At 36.4% G+C, this 20,696-nt stretch carries 16 protein-coding genes and 1 CRISPR repeat array; of the genes, 9 read left to right on the top strand and 7 right to left on the bottom strand.

Annotated features, from left to right (window positions below; genetic code table 11):
* Nucleotides 1-13 precede the first annotated feature (13 nt).
* Genes LS65_RS00570 through LS65_RS00550 form a run of 5 tightly spaced genes read left to right on the top strand, consistent with a single transcriptional unit; the run spans nucleotide 14 to nucleotide 4,326 of the window.
* A complete protein-coding gene (locus LS65_RS00570) occupies nucleotides 14-1,102 on the top strand; it encodes an ABC transporter substrate-binding protein (RefSeq protein WP_138129724.1) in 1,089 nt (362 codons plus the stop codon).
* Between the two features lie 28 nt (nucleotides 1,103-1,130).
* On the top strand, nucleotides 1,131-1,874 hold the full coding sequence (locus LS65_RS00565) for a class I SAM-dependent methyltransferase (protein ID WP_052061176.1): 744 nt from the start codon (nucleotides 1,131-1,133) through the stop codon (nucleotides 1,872-1,874).
* A gap of 43 nt (nucleotides 1,875-1,917) precedes the next feature.
* On the top strand, nucleotides 1,918-2,919 hold the full coding sequence (locus LS65_RS00560; protein ID WP_034363729.1) for a FecCD family ABC transporter permease: 1,002 nt from the start codon (nucleotides 1,918-1,920) through the stop codon (nucleotides 2,917-2,919).
* Nucleotides 2,909-3,685 (top strand): ABC transporter ATP-binding protein, encoded by a 777-nt coding sequence (locus LS65_RS00555; protein WP_052061175.1) that lies wholly within the window; start codon nucleotides 2,909-2,911, stop codon nucleotides 3,683-3,685. The genes LS65_RS00560 and LS65_RS00555 overlap by 11 nt, the downstream gene beginning before the upstream one ends.
* Nucleotides 3,670-4,326, top strand: a complete 657-nt coding sequence (locus LS65_RS00550; RefSeq protein ID WP_034363726.1) for an energy transducer TonB — start codon at nucleotides 3,670-3,672, stop codon at nucleotides 4,324-4,326. The genes LS65_RS00555 and LS65_RS00550 overlap by 16 nt, the downstream gene beginning before the upstream one ends.
* Nucleotides 4,327-4,338: 12 nt before the next feature.
* Here LS65_RS00550 and LS65_RS00545 read toward each other — a convergent pair whose 3' ends face one another.
* Nucleotides 4,339-6,507, bottom strand: a complete 2,169-nt coding sequence (locus tag LS65_RS00545; RefSeq protein WP_138129723.1) for a TonB-dependent receptor domain-containing protein — start codon at nucleotides 6,505-6,507, stop codon at nucleotides 4,339-4,341.
* A gap of 205 nt (nucleotides 6,508-6,712) precedes the next feature.
* On the opposite strand from LS65_RS00545, the gene LS65_RS09760 reads away from it, so the two are divergent.
* Nucleotides 6,713-6,889 (top strand): hypothetical protein, encoded by a 177-nt coding sequence (locus LS65_RS09760; protein ID WP_161976252.1) that lies wholly within the window; start codon nucleotides 6,713-6,715, stop codon nucleotides 6,887-6,889.
* Between the two features lie 15 nt (nucleotides 6,890-6,904).
* A CRISPR array of direct repeats spans nucleotides 6,905-8,921; the repeat unit is 36 nt; unit sequence GTTTTAGCCGCTTGTTAAATTCTTTTATGGTAAAAT.
* 259 nt (nucleotides 8,922-9,180) lie between these two features.
* On the opposite strand, the gene cas2 is transcribed toward LS65_RS09760, so the two are convergent.
* From cas2 to uvrB, 6 genes are all read right to left on the bottom strand, one after another.
* Nucleotides 9,181-9,504 (bottom strand): CRISPR-associated endonuclease Cas2, encoded by a 324-nt coding sequence (gene cas2 / locus LS65_RS00540; RefSeq protein ID WP_034327912.1) that lies wholly within the window; start codon nucleotides 9,502-9,504, stop codon nucleotides 9,181-9,183.
* Nucleotides 9,467-10,432 (bottom strand): type II CRISPR-associated endonuclease Cas1, encoded by a 966-nt coding sequence (gene cas1, locus LS65_RS00535; RefSeq protein ID WP_052061137.1) that lies wholly within the window; start codon nucleotides 10,430-10,432, stop codon nucleotides 9,467-9,469. The genes cas2 and cas1 overlap by 38 nt, the downstream gene beginning before the upstream one ends.
* A 21-nt stretch (nucleotides 10,433-10,453) precedes the next feature.
* Nucleotides 10,454-13,534: a type II CRISPR RNA-guided endonuclease Cas9 gene (cas9, locus tag LS65_RS00530; protein ID WP_201274299.1), complete on the bottom strand. Its 3,081-nt coding sequence runs from the start codon at nucleotides 13,532-13,534 to the stop codon at nucleotides 10,454-10,456.
* A gap of 74 nt (nucleotides 13,535-13,608) precedes the next feature.
* Entirely contained in the window at nucleotides 13,609-15,732 is a 2,124-nt protein-coding gene (locus tag LS65_RS00525; RefSeq protein WP_236096577.1) for a phosphoethanolamine transferase, read from the bottom strand.
* Between the two features lie 220 nt (nucleotides 15,733-15,952).
* The gene (locus tag LS65_RS09755; protein WP_161976251.1) at nucleotides 15,953-16,105 is read right to left on the bottom strand and encodes a hypothetical protein; all 153 of its coding nucleotides are present in this window, start codon (nucleotides 16,103-16,105) and stop codon (nucleotides 15,953-15,955) included.
* 117 nt (nucleotides 16,106-16,222) lie between these two features.
* Nucleotides 16,223-18,199, bottom strand: a complete 1,977-nt coding sequence (gene uvrB / locus LS65_RS00520; protein WP_034363056.1) for an excinuclease ABC subunit UvrB — start codon at nucleotides 18,197-18,199, stop codon at nucleotides 16,223-16,225.
* Nucleotides 18,200-18,274: 75 nt separating this feature from the next.
* Here uvrB and LS65_RS00515 point away from each other — a divergent pair, with 75 nt between their 5' ends.
* From LS65_RS00515 to LS65_RS00505, 3 genes are read left to right on the top strand one after another with little or no spacing between them, the layout of a single operon-like run.
* Complete coding sequence (locus LS65_RS00515) at nucleotides 18,275-18,496, top strand: hypothetical protein (protein WP_034363059.1); 222 nt, start codon at nucleotides 18,275-18,277, stop codon at nucleotides 18,494-18,496.
* Nucleotides 18,496-18,753, top strand: a complete 258-nt coding sequence (locus tag LS65_RS00510; RefSeq protein ID WP_034363062.1) for a hypothetical protein — start codon at nucleotides 18,496-18,498, stop codon at nucleotides 18,751-18,753. The genes LS65_RS00515 and LS65_RS00510 overlap by 1 nt, the downstream gene beginning before the upstream one ends.
* Nucleotides 18,754-18,769: 16 nt before the next feature.
* Nucleotides 18,770-20,671 carry a primosomal protein N' gene (locus tag LS65_RS00505; protein WP_034363065.1) on the top strand — a complete coding sequence of 634 codons (1,902 nt, stop codon included), beginning with the start codon at nucleotides 18,770-18,772 and terminating at the stop codon, nucleotides 20,669-20,671.
* Nucleotides 20,672-20,696 lie beyond the last annotated feature (25 nt).

The raw sequence follows: 20,696 nt of genomic DNA, 5'->3' as shown, positions 1-20,696 counted from the left end.
TAAGGAGAAAAATATGCGTAAGTTGTTTATGATAGTATGTGCGGCATTAGTATTTGTAGCTTGTGGCGATAAACAAGAGCAGTCCAAAGAGGTAACACAAGAAGTAGAAAAACAAGAGCAGGAACAAAAACAATGTGAGTTAAAAGTTTTTGGTGCAAACCCTGCTCTTACTGTGATGTTAGAGATACTTTATCCAGAAGGTTTGATAGGGCTTAACTATAAGCCATACCCTGAAGATATACCTTTTATGCCAGAGGGCACAGCAGAGTTACCTATTTTAGGACACACAGGCAAGAATCTCAATTTTGAGGAAATTGCATCACTAAAGCCTGATGTGATATTTTTTGCTGATAATACTTTAGATTCTGTAATTGAACCTTATACAAAAATCGGTATAGAAGCTGTGAAAGTCCCACTTTTTTCTTATGAGGAATCTAAAAATGCGATTGAAGCAATTACACAATCTTTAAGTAAAAATGAAGCTTGTAGTGAGCTTATCAAGCCAAGAGGTGAAAGATTACTCGATTTTCTAGCACAAAGCAATGAGCTTTTGCATAATGCGCAACACGCTTTAGAATCTAATGAAACACAAGAAGCACATTCAACACAAGATTCTCATTCTGTGCGCCCGAGTATATATTTTGCACAAGGCTTTGATGGGCTTAAAACACAATGTAGTGCAAGTGAAGATAAAAAAGACTTAGCCTATCAAATCGGCGGGGTAAATGCTATAAGCTGTGATATGATAAGCACAGAGCAACAAACTCAAATTGATTTTGAGCTTTTGGCTAAAGTCAATCTACAAGTGATTTTTGTACGTGAGATTCCATTATTTAAGGAATTGCTTGAAAATCCAAATGAAAAATGGCAAGCCTTAAACGCGTTGCAAAATAAGAAGGTATTTTATGCGCCTTCAACGCCGAGTAATTGGCTTATGCGTCCGCCAAGTATAATGCAAAGTGTGGGTTTAGTGTGGGCGTATAGCAAGATTCACCCTGAACTTATTAGTGATGAGGTGGCAAAGACACACGCACAAAAATTTTATGAGATATTTCTTGAGCCATTAAGTGATGAGGAGTATTACAGATTGCAAGGTTTATGAGTTTAGATTTTGCAAAAAGGAGCAACAATTGAGTAAGCAGCTATGGGATAAAAAGGCACAGACTTTTCCGCGCTTTCAAAAAGATACAGAGGATACTTTAGAAATCTTAGATTTCTTTCGTGCCCAAAATGTGGCATTTAAGGATAAAACTTTGCTTGATATTGGTGCAGGAAATGGGCGATTTGCCTTGCAACTTGCTTTTGAAACAAAGCACATTTATGCCACAGATATTTCCCAAACAATGCTTTCACATTTGCAAGAAGATGCAAGAGGTTTGGGATTAGAGAATATCACTACATTTGTAAGCTCGTGGGAAGAGTTCAATATAGAATCTTTGGGAGAGATTGATATTGCCTTTGCTTCTATGACTCCCGCACTCAATAATCTTGCAGGATTCAAAAAGGCTTTAGGTGTAGGCAAAGAGGGGCTATGCTATATAGGCTGGGGCAGAGTGAGAGAAAGCTCGTTTTTAGATGAGATTTTTGCAGCACACAATATCAAGGTTGAGCTTCCTGTGGGGTTGCCTCAAGCTTTGCAATGGCTTAAAGAGCTAGGATATAAAGAGCCTACATATTGTTATAAAGAGGCAGGATATACCTATAAATCAGACATACAAAAAGCCATAAATGACATAAAATGGCATATTAGTATGCATCAAGGTGAGCCAGATGAGGAGAAAATCAAAGCCTATGTGGATAAAAAGCAAGTCAATGGATATGTGAGCTATGAGCAAAAGCGCGAAGTAGGGATTTGCTTTATCCCACGCATTTAAAGCATACATATTTAGGTGATGACTTAAGTGATGTGGGTGTAAAATGAGAAAAAAGATATTTTTTCTTTGTGGCGTATTTGCACTTCTTGTGTGTGCTTTTATCATTGCTTTAGGGCTTGGGCGATTTGATATTGCCTATAGCGATATGTTTGCCCTTGTGAATGAATATTTTAATAGTGTGAGTAAAAGCATAGATTCTATCATTTTTGTAGAGGAGCGACTAAAGCGTATTATCGCAGCTCTATGTGTGGGTGGGGCATTAGCACTAAGTGGTGGCTTGTATCAAGGCATTATCGGCAATCCTTTAGTAAGCCCTAGCATACTTGGCGTGTTAAATGGAGCGAGTTTTGGCGCAGCTCTTGGAATGGTGCTAGGTTTATCTATCTTAGGCATTGAAGGCTTATGTTTTATCTTTGGAATCATCGCTATGGGCGTTTCCATAGCCTTAGCCTATGCGTTTGATAAGAGAATGAGTATCTTAATGCTTATCCTTGGTGGTATGATAAGTGCAGCTCTTTTTGGTGCGCTTGTGAGTTGCTTAAAGCTTTTAGCAGACCCTTATAATACCTTGCCAAATATTGTTTTTTGGCTTATGGGTTCTCTTGCTTTCACGCAAGATGCACCTTTAGCATTGCTTTGTGTGATTTTTGTGTTAAGTGCTATTGTCTCTGTGCTTTTGTCTTCTTATATTGATGTGCTCAATCTTGATGAGGAAAGTGCGCAATCGCTTGGGATTCACATTAAATATATGCGTCTTTTTTTTGTGCTTGTAGCCACACTTTTAGCAAGTGCTTCTGTGGCTGTGGGCGGACTTATAGGCTGGGTAGGTCTTGTAGTGCCGCATATTGCGCGTTTTGTGATGGGAGCAAATCATCGCCTTATGCTGCCTTTTTGTGTGATATTTGGTGCATTCTTTTTGCTTGTGTGCGATAGTATAGCACGAAGTAGTTTTAATGTGGAAATTCCGCTAGGCATTGTGAGTGCGGTTATTGGTATTCCTATATTTGCCGCACTTTTAATCAAAAGGGCAAAAAGTGTCTCTTAAAAACTCCTCAATTATTCTTAGTTGTAAAAATATCACCTTGCACTTTCCTAAGCCACCTTTGCTACCATTACTTCAAGATATAAGCTTTGAAATGGCAAAGGGCGAGATTTTGTGTGTTTTGGGTCCAAATGGCAGTGGCAAAAGCACATTACTCAAAATGATTTTAGGCTATTTTGATTATAGCGGGGAGCTCTATTTAGAGGGGCAAAATGCAAAGAATCTTAGTGTGCGACATCGGGCAAAAATATGTAGTTATGTCCCGCAAAATTATCACATTAGTTTTCCTTTTAGTGTGCTTGAAGTGGTGCTTATGGGGAGATTTGCACATCATCGGTTTTTTTATTCAAAAGATGATAAGCAAAAGGCGTTAGAATCTTTAGCGCTTCTTGACATAGAGTATTTAAGCCAAAAGTCTTATAGTGAGCTAAGTGGCGGACAAAAGCAGCTTGTGCTTATAGCAAGAGCTCTTGCACAAAAAAGTGAGATAATTTTACTTGATGAGATGACAAGTGCGCTTGATATGTCGCATAGCTTTGCGTTACTGAATGTAATAAAAAATCTTAAAAAGAGCATTATCCTCACTTCTCATCACCCAGAGCAGTGCTATATCGCCGATAAAATTGCGCTGCTAAAAGACGCGCGACTTTTATCTTATGGGGATTATGCAGATGTGCTAAATGAAAGTGGTATCAAGGCATTATATGGCATAGAATCTTTAAAGGTGCCTTTGCCTAATGGCGGAGTATATTTTTGCCCAAAAATATAGAGAAACAAATCCCCTCAAATCGCTTTTCTATGATTGTAAGCTTTTGCTTTTGCAGTGTGCTTTATGCACTTATGTTTCTAGGGTATAACTATGCGCGTGCGTATTTTAATGCTGCTGGAGAGGTGCAAAAGATGTATTTACTCTCCTTACAATATTTTAATAATGACGCAGGCGAGGATTCTAAGGCAGTAGATAAAAAGCAAAAAGACAAAAGCAAAGCATTAGATACCAAAAAGGCACAGAGCAAAACTCTATCAAAGAAACTTGAAAGCAAAGATGAGACTTTGCTAGAGAGTGCGCAAGAATCTGCTATCAATCAAACTCAAAGTGTGCAATCTCGCTCAAGTAATGTGGCGGAGGTAGATTCCTATATGAAATATGTCTATACGCTTATAACTCAAGCTTCTATGCGCCAAAGTGCTTTAAAAAATGCGACAATAAAGGGAGAAGTGAGCCTTATCTTTAGCATTGATACGCAAGGAATGATAAAGAATATTTACATACGCAAAAGTTCTCAAAATTCACAGATTGATGAAGTGGCAATATCCACGATAAAAAGCATAGAAAAAGAGCTAAAAAAGCCAAGCAAGGAATACACAATGAGTGTAACACTTGGCGTGGGAGAGAGGAAACATAGATAAGAATTTAAGCCATTAAAAATCAAGTGTGATATTTGCCCAATATCTGCGTCCCTCTTGAATATGCGCTCCGTGCATATTGACATTGCCATTTTGATTACCATATGTATAATTTCTAAAATCAATAAAATTTGTATCAAAGAGATTATACACACCACCATTTAAGCGGATAGATTCTGTAATTTTATAACCTAAACCAAGATTGATAATCGTGTATGGTTTATAATATGTGCCTCCAAGCGTATTTCTAATGGCTACTGCGGCGGCAGTATCGCCTAATGCACTTGTATTTAATAAACCTGCTTTGTGTTGCCCTTGCAAGTAAATATGGAATTTCTTATGTGTGTAAGAGAGTTTAGAGACAACATTATGCTTTGCTACACTTGAAAGCGGTCTGCCTTTATTACTTCCTGAAGTAATTTCAGAATCTATAAAGGTATAAGCCACATCAAAGCCTACGCCATAAATTGGTTTTATACCAAAGCTAGATTCTATACCTTGAGAAAATGCAGTATTTGCATTAATAGCGAGACTACATTGAGGATTACTCCCTCCATAGGTGGCACAAGTATAGCTATAATTTGGGTCAGTGTTAGTTTTGCTCACCCTTGTGCTTTCAATTTTGTCTTTAAAATTTGAGCGGAAAAACATTAAAGAAAAATCAATATATTGCCCATCAAAGATTGTGCCTATTTCATAGCTTACTGAAGTTTCTGGTTTAAGATTTGGATTTCCTAGAAAGGCAAGTGTGCCTTGACTTCCGTAGCCATAGACAGCATCAATGAGTTGATTAGCATAAGGGGCTTTGTATCCTGTGGCTACTCCGCCTTTTAAAGCAAAGCCATCAAGAATCTCATATACAAGATATGCGCGAGGACTTACATTTGAACCAAATTTATCATTATAATTATATCTTGCCCCAAGAGTGAATGTAAGTGGTTCAAAGATATTGTATTCATCTTCAGCAAAGAGTGCGAAAGTGTTGCGATTATGACTTGCCGGAGTTGCAGCTAAGTCGTGATAATTTTCAAAGCGATATTCTGCGCCTATATTGAGAATATTGCTATCACCCAAAGGAAGTAAAAGTCGCGTATCAGCAATGACATCATTAGAAGCAATATCTCTATTTTTACCAAGATTTGGGGAAGCAATATTCCCTGCTACAAGTCGTCCTGTATTATTTGTTCGCATAAATTGCAAGGTATTTTTCCAAGTCCCAAAATCATAAGAACCCTTATGCCCAATAGCCCCAAGAATCTTATCTACACCTACATCTTTTTCATATCCTCCTCTTCCATTAAGATCTACACCAAGTGTGCCTATTTCTGCTTTGCGATTATCATAAGTTGAGGTTGTATAATCTACATCGGCATAGAGCATATTTTTACTATTAGGCAACCAAGTGAGCCTTGTGCCTACATTGAGTAAGTCAAATTTTGTGCCAAAAAAAGTATTGACATCTTGCCCTAAGTCATTTTTAGGTCTATCACTTGGGTTTCTATGAATCTGACGCATTCTTAAAGTCAATCCTAAATGTTCTGTAAGTTTGCCTTGCGTCCAAAGTGAGTTTTGATAAGTGTTGCCAAAAGTAGAAGATTCAGGCACAATGATTTGAGATTGAAATGAGGTATGCCATTTATCTGTGATAGGTTTAGTAACGATATTGACAACACCACCTATCGCATCACTTCCATAGAGTGTGCTCATAGGTCCTTTAATAACCTCTATACGCTCAATCGCACCCATAGGAGGGATAAAAGTATTATATACACCAGCACCTAAATTTGCAGTGGCGACATCGCCACTAGGGTTTTGCCTTAAGCCATCAACCAAAAAAAGTGTATAACCTGATGGCATACCGCGAATAGAAATAGCAGAAGCACCGAGTTTGTTAGAAGTTTCATCAAGGCTAACCCCGGGCACTTCTTTGAGTGCCTCGCCCAAATCCCTAAAAGGTTTTTGCTCTAATTCTTCTTTGGTAACAATATTAACAGAAGCAGGAGCATCAACTACATTTTTTTCACTGCCTGAAGCGGCAGTAACGACTGAAGCCTGTAATTTTACATTGCGCGTAACATTTTGGCTTTGAATATCCTCATTTTTTTGTGTTTCATCAGCATATCCGAGAAGAGATAAACAGCAAGTAATCCCCCCCCCCATTAGTATTCTACTTATTGTTCTCATTTTGTTTCCTTTTTAAGTGTGAATTATGTGTGAAATGGGATTATAGATAAATAAAACTTAAAATAAAATTTATTATAGGAATAATTACTAAAATATAAATAATTATTTGAGAATTAAGAGTTTAAGCATAGTTTTTTCTTTAAGTTATTTTTATGATTTGTGATGTAAGATTGATAGCATAATCTTTAATTTTGGGAGATAAGCAATGAGGATATTTATCTTTTTTGTTTCTCTTTTGTTTTGTGCTTGTGGGTTAAGCCCTACTAAAGAGCCCTATGCGGATTGTAGAATGAATCATTCACTTGATTTTTGTAATTGGCAGGACGCACCCTATAACAATGCGTTTGGCTCACGGAATAGAGCAGGGTATGAGAAGAGGTAAGCTCAAGCATCAATAGCAATTTAGGCTTGTTAAATTCTTTTATGGTAAAATTTTCACGCGACCAAGCTCTGTCAATTCCTTGTTTTAGCCGCTTGTTAAATTCTTTTATGGTAAAATACACGTGCAAAAAAGGGAGAAAAACAATTCGTTTTAGCCGCTTGTTAAATTCTTTTATGGTAAAATGCAAGAATTGAAACTTAGACCTAGTGAATAGTTTTAGCCGCTTGTTAAATTCTTTTATGGTAAAATTAGGAGGGAGCTTCTTGCCGACATACCCAGGTTTTAGCCGCTTGTTAAATTCTTTTATGGTAAAATAAACTCCTAGCACTAATGTAGAATGTGTCGGTTTTAGCCGCTTGTTAAATTCTTTTATGGTAAAATGAGAGAGCGCGGTATTAGAGTAACCAGCTGGTTTTAGCCGCTTGTTAAATTCTTTTATGGTAAAATACCAAAAAGAATATTATCATTGTTAGAGGTGTTTTAGCCGCTTGTTAAATTCTTTTATGGTAAAATCGGAGAGCTAAACTTTTGAACCATATTCCAGTTTTAGCCGCTTGTTAAATTCTTTTATGGTAAAATTATGTCAATTCCGCGCATATAGCGGCGCAAGTTTTAGCCGCTTGTTAAATTCTTTTATGGTAAAATATAATATTGAGCCTCATCGCCACTAGCTTGGTTTTAGCCGCTTGTTAAATTCTTTTATGGTAAAATACGTTGCATATGCGTGGCTTGAGAAAGATTGTTTTAGCCGCTTGTTAAATTCTTTTATGGTAAAATTTTAAGCATAATCTCCTCAAGCGCTTCATTGTTTTAGCCGCTTGTTAAATTCTTTTATGGTAAAATTAAGCCTCGCCTGGAAGTTCCTAATGTTGAAGTTTTAGCCGCTTGTTAAATTCTTTTATGGTAAAATTTCATTTCATCTTGTGTCATCTTATTTTTAGTTTTAGCCGCTTGTTAAATTCTTTTATGGTAAAATAGCATCGATGAAAAGGCGGCTCACGCAGCTGTTTTAGCCGCTTGTTAAATTCTTTTATGGTAAAATCATTATTATGTGTAGCATTTGCAACGCAATGTTTTAGCCGCTTGTTAAATTCTTTTATGGTAAAATTAGGTTGAGCTCTAATGAAACTCCGGGCGCGTTTTAGCCGCTTGTTAAATTCTTTTATGGTAAAATCAAGTCCAAAACCACTACTAGATTGGGGAGGTTTTAGCCGCTTGTTAAATTCTTTTATGGTAAAATTTGCTCTTTTGAGCCAAACCAGCTACCAAGGTTTTAGCCGCTTGTTAAATTCTTTTATGGTAAAATTTAAATAAAGGTATCATTGATGCTTATGAAGTTTTAGCCGCTTGTTAAATTCTTTTATGGTAAAATATTTTTACCAGTAGCATCATTCTCATCCAAGTTTTAGCCGCTTGTTAAATTCTTTTATGGTAAAATCAATATTGGTATTGCCCGGAGCGCATACTTGTTTTAGCCGCTTGTTAAATTCTTTTATGGTAAAATGCAAAGAATACGATTATCCTCAGAATACAAGTTTTAGCCGCTTGTTAAATTCTTTTATGGTAAAATCATAAGATTAAGATTAAAGAGACTTGCGAGGTTTTAGCCGCTTGTTAAATTCTTTTATGGTAAAATAAATTTGATTAAGATTAGGTTTGCGGATGAGTTTTAGCCGCTTGTTAAATTCTTTTATGGTAAAATAAAACGCAGTAGGGTTGTTATTCACAAAAGGTTTTAGCCGCTTGTTAAATTCTTTTATGGTAAAATCAAGTCCAAAACCACTGCTTGACTGAGGGGGTTTTAGCCGCTTGTTAAATTCTTTTATGGTAAAATAGTCGCGCAAGTCTCTTTAATCTTATGAAAGTTTTAGCCGCTTGTTAAATTCTTTTATGGTAAAATCAAACGAGCACCTTCTAAAGCTTCTTGTTGGTTTTAGCCGCTTGTTAAATTCTTTTATGGTAAAATGGACATTAGAGAGTATTGTTGTAATGACCGGTTTTAGCCGCTTGTTAAATTCTTTTATGGTAAAATCCACTTTCCAAATTATCGTATTTTGCGGTATTTGAAAGGCTTTAAGGGCGTAAAATATCCTAAATGAGTGATTTTTAAGAAAATCTAAGATATAATCCCATTTAAGGAATTTAACAAGCGGCTAAAATAAGGAGTTTTCGGTCTCCGCAGGGTTACAATCCCTCAAAACCGAATCTACTTAAACCTTTTCTAACAAACATTTTCAAACATTTTAACGATTGAATCTTTAGAATCTTTGTTCTTATAGCTTGGCGATACTCTAAAAAAGCGTAAGTTGTCTTGGCGCATTAGCTTTTTCATTCTCACTTCTACTGCCTAGCAATAATCGCATATTATCAAATTGTTTTTCAGTAAGGATTAATGCCCGAATATGCCCTTTGGGAGGCACAATCAAACCCACCTTATCCAAATAATTATTGGCACTTGCTACACCTTTGCAGATTCTCATATACACGCTATATTGCAACATCATAAAGCCATCTTTGATAAGATTCTTACGAAATCTCGCATAATCTTTACGCTCTTTTTTGCTGCAAGTTGGCATATCAAACATCACTAACACTCTCATAAATTTCTCTTCCATTACTCTTTTCCTCGCAAAATAGCGGCAGTTTAAGCTTAAGATTTTCTCTCTCAAGGCATTTCACTACACTTTGCGCACTCACCACACCCGCGCGAGTAAGTGGATAAAGCTTATTTTCTACGATAACCGCACTCTGCAAAATACTTACGAGCTTCACGCGGTTTTGCAAACTTAAGCTCTCCTCTAATTCCCCAACTTCAACCATCTGCACGACAACAGAATCCGCAAAGATTCTATAAGGTTCTATCAAATCATCTGCTAGATTAAAAGCATTAAACTGATTTTTATGATTTACCCCAAGTGCAGGATTTAGTCCGCTCACACAAAGGCTTCTTGTAATCACTCCTCGCATAATTGCATAAGCGTAATTTAGTGCAGCATTTATCGTTCCCATTTTGCCATTTTCAAAGATTTGCACTTTGCGGGAGAAGTTTTTACCAAAAAGAGCTTTGAAATAAATTGCTGCGGCTTTAGCTTCGTTATTGCTTAAATCTCCTAAATTCACACTTTTAGCTAAAGTTTCTAATTCTTCACTTTCTTTTTTATGCAGCATTTTTAGCAAAAGGGCTTGGTTGTGAATTTTTGCTTTCACTATTTGCTGCCACAAAATCGCCTTTCTTTGTTTGCTTAAGTTAATTTGGGATTGCAGCACACTAAAACTTCTAAAATGCCCCAAAAATGGCATAAATAGCCCACTTGGTAGGTGGGATTCATCGCAGGTAAAAACAACGATTTTATGCAGAGCAAACGCATTTAGCAGCGCATTAGTAAGCGTGATTTGATGAGATTCTAACATCACGCAGAGAATATCCACAAGTGGAATCTTTACGCTTTCTTTGTCCTTTTGGGCTATGCAAAGATGTTTGTCTTGTAGGCTTAAGTAAGCAGGTGTGCTTAAAAATAAGGTGCGAAAGGCAGCATCAAACATTCCTACCCTCCTTATAAAATCTTAGCCTTTTCTTTTAGGACTGCTTTTGAGTTTAATCTCTTGGCGGGTTTCAAACTCTGCCTTTTGCTTTTCTCCTAAAGGCGAGACTTGCCATTTTTCAAAGATTTTGAGATTTTGGATTCCTATGCTTTTGCCCGCTACCTCTTTTTGTGTAGCATTAGAATAGAGAATCTTTTCATTCTCACTTAAGCCTTCAAATTTATTGTTGTGCTTTTCTACTTGAATACTTGCGGTTGAAACACCAAAACTTACAAAATAGCACAACTCCGGTTCTTTCATTTCTTTTTTCCGCACCAAGATTAAATCATCTTTAAAAAGTGAGAAGCAAAAGTCATAATTGGAATCCATTTCTATCCAATCCTTAATCACTCCGTCTTTATCCTTGCCTGTGGCTACTGCCTTATTAGGCAGGATTCCCAGCGCAAAATCCATTGTATAGATTGGCACACCATAGAATTTGCCTTTTTTGTCTTTAAAAATATCTACGCGCACCATTGCACCATTTTTCACAATCTTTGTGCCAATTTGGCGGATTTTCCCAAGAGCAATCGCCTTTTGCATACCCTTTTCCCCGCCATAATCCATTTTTAATTTTTCAGAATATTCTTTATCGTTGCATAATTTTTCAAAAGGATAAAAAGTTTCTTGGTGCAAAGCCCCTCTAACCCTTTTTCTAGGAGGCTTGGAGACAAAGATTTCTTTAATTTTTTCTTCAACTCTTTGCCTAAAATTCTTACAAGGCTCAAAAAATGCTCTTTTAGCCTTGTATTCCGATTCTGCAATTTGCTTAGCATAGAATTTTGCTTTATTTTGTTCTTGATTTTTCCTAAAATCCGCAAACGCTTGAATAGTTTTTGCATTCGCGTAGGCTAAGATGATTGCATCAACTGCGTGGTGGAGGTGATTGTTTCTATCCTTATCACCTAAGCCCCAATAATGCCGCAAAGTTGCAGTCAAGCTTCCGCTTATTACCTCTATATGCTTCTTGCTACCTTTTTCTCCTGCAATGCTTACTTCATTTTCGCTTAGTGGCAAAAACTCCAAACAATCCTTGCTCCATTGACTAGCAAGTCGTGCAATATAACCTGTGTCATTAAGATTCCTTGCAAGAAATCCGCCCTCTTTATCCTTAAAGTTTGTATTGCTGATTCTGCGTTGCTTTTGCTTGGGAAGTTTTGCACTAAAGCTTAGAATCCTATCCCATTTCTCTTTATTGCTTCCAAAGGCTTCAAAGGGTGTTTTATTAAGCTTGTTTTGATTTTCTTTTGAAAAAACAAGCACCTTATTCATATAGCTATCATCAAAACTGCGTGAGTAAGGGTAAATATGGTCAATTTGTAAGGCATTGGAATCTAGCAAATGTCCTCTTGTGATGTTTTGCTCACTATAAACACAAACACCTTTTTGCTCTTGCCAAAGTTTTAATTTAAGGATATTTGTCCCATTTGCTTCTAACCCAAAGTCTTCACATCTTTTTCTTGCCTCTTCATTCGCCTCAAAATGCTCTTTTTGTTCTTTTTCATACTTTTGCCTCTCTTTTGCGCTTAGTTTTGCCTCACGCGTAAATTCTAAATGAATCTTATGCACTGCTCCATATTTTTTTAAAAGCGCGTTGAGCACCTTGCGATATTCGCTTAATGCCCTTGCCACAACCGGATTTGCCAAATAGGGTTCATACTCTTTTAGTGGGATTAAAAACTCGCCCTTTTGCTTATACTTTCTATGCTCTTGCAATCCTGCCTTTTGCACCGCCTCATCATAGCGCAACCCCTCACGCATAAAGGGTAGAATCTCGTAGAGTGCTTTAAGGCTTAAGTTGATATGTTGAGAGAAGCTAAGATTGCTTAGGGCTTCTACTTGCTCCTTGCTTAATGCGGGATAATCTTGCAATTTTTTAGCTAAACTTTCTTTGCTTTTAATGAGGGTAATATCGGTAGCGATTTTATCTAGCTCTTCACGATCAAACTTGCTAAAGTCTCCACCCATTGCTTTTCTAAAATCTTTAAGATTCTTTAGCCTTTTTGGCTCAATAAACTTTACCTTCTCATCAAGCTTAGAATCCGCAGACGATAGCATATCAAGGCGCAAAATATCACGCAATTTTTTATAACTCATCTCACCTTTATCTAGCACGATTTTTAGAATCTCTTGAATCTTATCTTTGCCATAGGTTTCACCAATACCAAGATTCTTACTTTTTTCCTCAAGGTTTTTTAAGGTGTTGATAATGCGCGTGAGTGCGACAAACTCCATAGCACTTAAGGAATCTTTGGGTGCGCGATTTTCATTTTCATAAAACACACATTTGCCGACTTTATCTTCAAAACTCTTTAAATCTCTTTGGTAAAAGGCTGTTTCCAAAATTTGGGATTCAAAATTTTCGCTAAAAGTTGCCCCAAAGTCTTTTTGCTTTTTAAAAATCAGCTCTAACTCTGCCCTTACCTGTTCTTGTGCCACGCAATGCTCATAATTTTCGCCCTTATTGCGCACATTTTTAAATTCTTTTGTAGTATTGTTACCTTTTTTCTCACTTTCTAATCTTAGCTTTTGATAAAATTCTTTATAGAGATATTCGCCCACACTTTTATAATTCTTCGCATTCATCGTTGCTTCATTGGTTTTAATCGCGCTTAACACCTTGCCAGAATCTTTATCGCCTCCTGTTTTTGCGTGTTTGTTCCCATAGCCACGATGCTTGGCAATGTGTAAAATCACTCTTGCTAACTCTTTAGGCTCTAACTTTTGCTCCAAAGCTAAAGTGCGCAATTCATAGGGGCTTTTGGTATCTTTGGTTGTCTCATATGCCTTTGGTAATTCCCCATCATTTGCAAAATAATCACTTAAATTTAGCCCAAACTCTTTACAAAGCAATCTTTTAATCGCATTCAGCCTAGCCTTTCTCCTTGCTAGTCTGCGCCTTGTGCTTCGTGCTTCTCTGCGCGGTGCAGCAAGTGAATCGCCATTTTTTGGATTCTCTGCTTTGGTAAAGATTCTCACCCCACAATCTCTTAGCTCCTCTCCCTCTACAAAAGCCCAACCAATGCTTGTAATGCCTATATCAAAACTTAAAATTTTCATTATTTGCTCCCCCAATTTTGCAATTGTCTTCAATATTAATATAAAAAACCTAAAAATTTATAACAATTCCAGCAATATTATCTATATGAGCCTTTTTCTCCCACAAGAATAGCTTTTATTTGGGGATTGAAGAAAGCTTTTGTTTGTATATTTTCTTTCCAATTTGCTCCCTCATTCCAAGTGAGTAATGGCATATCTATCCATTCATTATCTTGATAATATTGAAAATGCGAATCTATAATAAAGTCATAGAGATAAAAGGGGAAGCTTAAAGCACTCACATTGCCACTTTGAATAATTGTATTAATTTCATCACGGATTGTTTGGGCTTGAGATTTTAAATGTTTAGGTTCATAATAAGGCACATAATAACTTGTAAAGAATCCTTGTTGTTTAAAAACATCAAGAGATTTGTAATTATGGCTTTCAATGATAAGATTTGAAGGTGAGATGTCATAAGTTAAGCAAAGATGTTGCATTTGTGTAAGGGCAAGGTGTTTGTTTTCTTCACTGAGATTCTTAAAATCAATCCAAAGTTTTATTATATCCCCCCCCCCCATTAAATGCTCCATATTCTGCTTTTGCACGAGAGAGAACATATCTGCAAGATTAAGCCCTATGCTTGAATCTACGCCATCGTGTCCGACATCAAAATGTGGGCTAGGATTCAATAAAAAATGCACATCAATTTCAAAACCACGATATTTTTCTTTGAAATCCTCAAATTTTTCCACCTCATCGACACGATGAAGCCATAAGCGAGATGGGACAAAGGGTTTATAGTGTTCAAATTTTAAATCTTTATCATAATCTCTTCCACTAAAGATTCTCGCTCGATTTTGATTATAGCTTGGGCTAAAAATAGAGCGGGAACTTATAGAATCTTTGCTTACAATGCCGAGTAAATCAAGGAAAGAGTGAATAAAATCATCACTCATAAAGGGTTTATCTTTTGCTTGATGCACTTTTGCAAAAATATCAGGATATTTTTTCTTGAAAGATTCACTCATATACACCATAAAAGGCACTTCTATCATAAAGCGCGAACCCATTGTTTCAGTATGCCCGACAAAATCGCGAAAGTCATAAACTTCATCGCCGTGGTCGCTTAGATAAATTACCAAAGCTTCTTTGTCTGCAAAAGATTCTATGATAGATCTTACGACATAATCATTGTATAAAATTGCGTTGAGATAGTGAGATTTTGTTTCAAGTTGAGAATTATTAAGCTTCTCTTGTGAGTGAAAAAAAGTATCAAGTTGATGTGTTTTTAAATCTTGTGGAGAAAAGTGTGAAAATGCTTTTGGGTAACGATGCTTATAGTCTAAATGTGTTCCCATAAGATGAATGGTGTAAAAGTTTTTTTCTTTCTGGTTAAATGACATCAAAGTTTGCTCTAATAGAGGAATTAATATACCATCAGCTGCTTTGCCTGCATTATAACTATCGTTTATGGAGCTAAAATGAGTATATTTAGCTCTTTGCGATAAGACTTCAGGGACATTTCCATAAATAGAAATGGCTTCTTGATTGCTTAACCAATGGGTTTTATATCCTGCAAGATTTAAGATATCAATAAGGTTTTGTTGCATAAACCACGGAGTTTGAGCATTTTCATAGTTGCTAAAAGTAAGTATTTTTTGCAAGGATTCGTTTGTATGTGAGTGAGGAGATACTACATCGCTAAATACAATAAGATTGCCACTTTGTAAAAGTGCATCAAGTTGAGGAGTGGTTGGCAGAGCATAATTATAAAGCGACATATAGTTGCGCTGGGTAGATTCTCCAATAATGAGCACAATGGTAGGAAGATGAAGTGTGTTGTCTAGAATCTCATCTTCTTGTCTTAGTGTAAGATTTTGGTCTAAGGTTTGGGTGAGATTTTTGTATTGAGTGATATATGAGGTATGCTCTGTGATAGATTCTATAATAATATTAGCATAACGAAAGAGTGCATTTTTTTCTTCAAGCCACGCATTTTGTGAATCTACGGAATAAAGTTTAGATGTAAAAAGAAAAAGACATACAAGAAACAGCAATGCACCGTATATGCGATGAATATAGGGCTTAGGTTTGTATTGAATAAAGCGTAATGTGTATTGAGGATATAAAAAAATAAAACTTGCAAGAATAAATCCACTAAGGGCAAAAATTACCTTTGACGAAGCATAAAATTGTAAAAATTCCTTTGCCTCTAACAAATTGCTTGAAAGGACTATGGTAAAAAATATAGTATTAAGCTGGGCATTAAAAGCAAGACTTAAAAAAATATCACAAAGACCTATGAGGAAAAAACAAGTAACAAGAAAATACTCTAAAATAACACTAAAGGGAATAAATTGAATAACATAAAAAACGCAATACCATAGCATAAAATTAGCGAGGATATTTTTGATTGTGTAATAACTGATAGAATCTGTTTCATACTGCCCCCCCCCCCGTTAGAAGCCAAAAACCGATACTCCAAACAAGAGTATTGACACAAATCACATACCAAAATCGCCTATTAAGCACAGATTCTATTAAAGGTAAAAATCGCAGTATGCGCAAGAAAGAATCTAGAGAAAAAATCATTATCTCTCCTTATATTTTAAGTTTTATAAAGATTTGCAAAATAGCTTAAGTATTGTATAGTAAATCTTTTTGTGTTTCTCTTAAAATAAACCTTGCTGTTGTCGCCTCTCAATAAATCTACATATTGCGGATTCTAGCGATTTCATCGCGGATTCTAGCAGCTTCTTCAAACTCTAAAGATTTAGCAGCTTGGTGCATTTTGAGGCTTAGCTCTTTTATAATCGCATTGCGCTCACCTTTTGGAATCTTCTTAGCATTTTTTTCATAGAGTTTGCTTAGTCCGCTTGATTCTATTTTAAGCTCTTGTTCTACATTTCTTTGCACCGATGTGGGTGTAATGTTATGCAAACGATTAAATTCTTCTTGCTTTTTTCGGCGATAATCTGTAATCTCAAATGCCCTTTGCATTGAACCTGTGATTTTTTTGGCATATAAAATAACTTTTCCCTCGACATTACGCGCCGCCCTTCCCATCGTTTGTATAAGGCTTGTTTCACTGCGTAAAAATCCCTCTTTATCTGCGTCCATAATGGCAATGAGGCTCACTTCAGGTAAGTCAAGCCCTTCACGCAAGAGATTTATACCTATAAGCACATCAAATTCTCCCAATCGCAAGGAACGAATAAGATGATTGCGTTCAATAGCGTCAATATCGCTATGCATATAGCGCACTTTAATGCCAAGCTCTGCATAGTATTTGCTGAGCTCTTCTGCCATTTTTTTTGTAAGTGTAGTGATAAGCACGCGTTGATTTTTTGAGATTCTAAGTTTAATCTCATCATATAAATTAAGCACTGCATTATCAGAATCCCGCACTTCATAGAGTGGGTCAAGTAATCCTGTAGGGCGGATAATCTGCTCGGCAATATGTTTTTGACTTAGCTCTAATTCTTTTTGGGCGGGAGTTGCAGAGACAAAAAGAAAATGTGGGGCTTTATTAATAAATTCATCAAATCGTAATGGGCGATTATCAAGCGCACTTGGTAGTCTAAAACCATACTCCACAAGCACTTCTTTACGACTCCTATCTCCTGCATACATACCACCAAATTGTGGCAAACTCACGTGGGATTCATCGACAATAATTAAATAAGGTTTTTTCTTTTGCTCAAAGTAATCTAAAAGTGAGTAAGGTGTCTCACCCGCTTTTTTACCTGTCAAATGGCGCGCATAGTTTTCAATACCTTTACAAATACCAGATTCTCTTATCATTTCTAAATCAAATTCTGTGCGCCCCTTTAAGCGTTGATATTCAATTTGTTTGTCTGCATTTTCAAACTCACTTAAGCGCATTTGCAATTCGGATTCTATGTTATAAAGGGCTTCTTGTAGTCTTTGCGCACTTACGATAAATTGATTTGCTGCATAGAGGACAAAAGATTCTAATTGTGTAAGAGAGATGCGCTCTAATGCGTCAAATACTCCAATACGTTCAATTTCATCACCAAAAAATTCAATGCGGATAAATTCATTTTCATTATATGCGGGAAAAATATCAATCACCTCACCATTTACTCGGAAATTCCCGCGTTCAAAAATCGTGTCATTACGCGTGTAGCCCATATCAATAAGCTTAACAAGTAGAGCCTTTTGTTGATATTGCGCACCAATTTCTAGTTTTTCTATCATTGTGAGATATTCTGCAGGATTCCCTAAACCATAATTTGCCGAAACACTTGCTACAACAATCACATCATCATAGGCTAAGAGTGAAGTGGTAGCGGATAATCTTAATCGTTCCAAGTCTTCATTAATACTTGAATCTTTTTCTATAAACAAATCTCGGCGGGGAATGTAAGCTTCTGGCTGATAATAATCAAAGTGTGAGATGAAATATTCTACGTGATTCTTAGGAAAAAATCCTTTAAACTCACTATAAAGCTGGGCTGCAAGGGTTTTGTTATGTGTCATAATAAGTGTGGGAATATTAAGATTGGCGATAATGTTTGCCATTGTATAGGTTTTGCCGCTACCTGTAACGCCAACAAGTGTGCTGTATTTTGCGCCATTGCGAATAAATTGTGTGATTTGCTCAATAGCTTGAGGTTGGTCTCCTGCTGGGGCATATTGAGAATCTAAAATAAAATGCGACATTTTGCACCTACTCCTTTTTACTATTTGTGTTATTTGTGTTAAAATTATACTTTATTTTCACCAAAGGATTGCAAGATGAATAATGTAATGGAGCGGCTTTCTGAAAAAATCGAAGAAATGATTGCAAAAATCGCACATCAAAAAGATGAGATAGAATCTTTGCAACTTGAAATTTCATCACTTAAAGCGCAAAATGAGGCAAAAGATAGCCAAATTTCTAATTTGTATGAAGAAATTGCTTCAAAAGATAGAGGTTTTGAAAATCTCTTTGCCAGAATTGATGAGGGCTTGAAATAATGGGAGATGAAAATTTAGAGATTGCTTTAAATGGAAAGTATTATTCTATTTCATTGACACCCTTACATAATGATGTGAAAGATGAGCTTAGGGCAGTTTTTGCACAAGAGGTTGAACCTATTGCGCTTCTTAAGCTCTATATTACAAAAGCTCAAGAATATGCTCTCACTTGTCAATCACTTGAAAATCTCTACAAAAGCCTTGAAAACATTGATACACCTGTTACTCAAACAGATGTGCAGATTCAGCCACTTTAAGAGATGAGTTTTTTGCTTGTATTATCTTATCGCCCCACTTGGTTTAAAAAGCCCATCTCTTACTTATGAATGTGAACAAAAATGTGATGTGGGTGATATTTGTAATATTCCTTTAAGGAATAGAGTATATAAGGGCGTTGTATTGCGCGCTTTGGAAAAACCCTCCTTTGAATGCAAAAATGCTACTTTGAGCAGTGATTTTTTCTTGCCTTATCAACATATTTTAGCTTCATTTATTGCGCAATATTATTGTGTGGGATTAGGTGAGTCTTATGGGCTTTTTCTCCCACAAAGTGGAGAATCTTTACCTTTAGAGCGCATTCATATAGAACCCCTCCATACATTAAATAGGGAACAAACTATGGCTCTTAATTTTTGCGCTACTCATAAGAATCCTTTGCTTTTTGGTGATACAGGCAGTGGAAAAACAGAAGTATATATACATCTTATCACACAGATTCTCTCCTTAGGGCAAAACGCGCTTTTTTTAATGCCTGAAATTGCACTTACTCCACAGATTGAATTGCGTCTTAAAGCGGTTTTTGGTGATATGGTGGGGATTTGGCATTCTAAAATAAGCACAAAATCAAAAAAGCAGATTTTAAATGATATATATGATGGGCGTATTCGTGTGGTAGCTGGGGCAAGGAGTGCATTATTTTTGCCGATGCGCTCTCTTGGGCTTATCATTATCGATGAAGAGCACGATGATGCGTATAAATCACAAAGTGTGCCGCATTATAATGCTAGAGATTTGGCACTTTATTTGGGGAACAAAACACAGATTAAAGTTATTTTAGGCTCGGCGACACCAAGCGTGATAAGTTATTATTATGCGACAAAGCATAATAGTCTCTATCGTCTTAAGGGGCGGTATTTTGGCTCAAAAAAACATATAAAAATTATGCCTACAATGGAGAATGGAGATAATAGCGTAGATTGTAAGGAATCTGCCTCATTGTCTCTTGATATTTTAGAGAAGATTCGTGAGAATCTCAATAAAAAACAGCAAGTTATTGTTTTTCTTCCCACTCGCGCACATTATAAAATGCTTGTGTGTAGTGCGTGTGGTAGTGGTTGTGAATGCGATTTTTGCTCGGTAAATATGTCTTTACACCTTGATAAAAATGCACTTGTTTGCCATTATTGCCATTTTTCTAAGCCTATTCCTACACTTTGTCCGCAATGTCATAAAGATTCTTTGCGTTCTCATCGCATAGGCACGGCTCAAGTTGCAAAAGAGTTGGAAGAATCTCTGCCAAAAGCAAAAATTGCACTTTTTGATAGAGATAATATCACCACGCATAAAAAACTTAAAAATATATTACAATCTTTTAATGCAGGAGAAATTGATGTGCTTGTAGGCACACAAATGTTAAGTAAAGGGCACGATTATCATCGTGTGAATCTTGCCATAGTGTTAGGGATTGATTATATTTTAAAAAGCAGTGATTATCGTTGTAATGAGCGTGCAGTGAGTTTATTGCACCAAATTGCAGGGCGTAGTGGGCGTAAATACGATGGTGAAGTGTATGTTCAGAGTGCTAATGGTGTATTTTTGGAGCAGTTTTTAAATAATTATGAAGATTTTTTAATCTATGAATTATCCAATAGACCGCATATTTATCCACCCTATCAGAGACTTGTTGTGTTACATTTTGCACATAAGAGTGAGCAAAAAGCTCTTTTGTATCTTTGCCAAGTGCGGACATTTTTGGAAAAAAATCAGCATAAAGAAGTAGAGATTGTGGGTGAGAGTAGAGCATTATTAGGGCGACTGCACAATAAATATCGTTTTATGCTCTTGCTTCGTTCGCACTCTACTCGCGCACTTTTAGAGTTACTTCATACTTTAGCACATAATGAAAAGTTGCGTGGCACATTTGATATTGATATTGACCCTCTAAGTATAATATAGGAACTTTATAAGCTATAATAAGATA

The organism is Helicobacter japonicus, from assembly GCF_000762845.2.
Taxonomy (GTDB): Bacteria; Campylobacterota; Campylobacteria; order Campylobacterales; family Helicobacteraceae; genus Helicobacter_C; species Helicobacter_C japonicus.
Note: the sequence above shows the minus strand (reverse complement) of the source record. Positions and strands in the feature narration are given on the sequence as shown.

Bases quoted from the DNA above. Each gene is read 5' to 3' on its own strand.
- LS65_RS00570 (WP_138129724.1), top strand. From the start codon at position 14: ATGCGTAAGTTGTTTATGATAGTATGTGCGGCATTAGTATTTGTAGCT.
- LS65_RS00560 (WP_034363729.1), top strand. From the start codon at position 1,918: ATGAGAAAAAAGATATTTTTTCTTTGTGGCGTATTTGCACTTCTTGTG.
- LS65_RS00545 (WP_138129723.1), bottom strand. From the start codon at position 6,507: ATGAGAACAATAAGTAGAATACTAATGGGGGGGGGGATTACTTGCTGT.
- LS65_RS09760 (WP_161976252.1), top strand. From the start codon at position 6,713: ATGAGGATATTTATCTTTTTTGTTTCTCTTTTGTTTTGTGCTTGTGGG.
- cas2 (WP_034327912.1), bottom strand. From the start codon at position 9,504: ATGGAAGAGAAATTTATGAGAGTGTTAGTGATGTTTGATATGCCAACT.
- cas1 (WP_052061137.1), bottom strand. From the start codon at position 10,432: ATGTTTGATGCTGCCTTTCGCACCTTATTTTTAAGCACACCTGCTTAC.
- LS65_RS09755 (WP_161976251.1), bottom strand. From the start codon at position 16,105: ATGATTTTTTCTCTAGATTCTTTCTTGCGCATACTGCGATTTTTACCT.
- uvrB (WP_034363056.1), bottom strand. From the start codon at position 18,199: ATGTCGCATTTTATTTTAGATTCTCAATATGCCCCAGCAGGAGACCAA.
- LS65_RS00515 (WP_034363059.1), top strand. From the start codon at position 18,275: ATGAATAATGTAATGGAGCGGCTTTCTGAAAAAATCGAAGAAATGATT.
- LS65_RS00510 (WP_034363062.1), top strand. From the start codon at position 18,496: ATGGGAGATGAAAATTTAGAGATTGCTTTAAATGGAAAGTATTATTCT.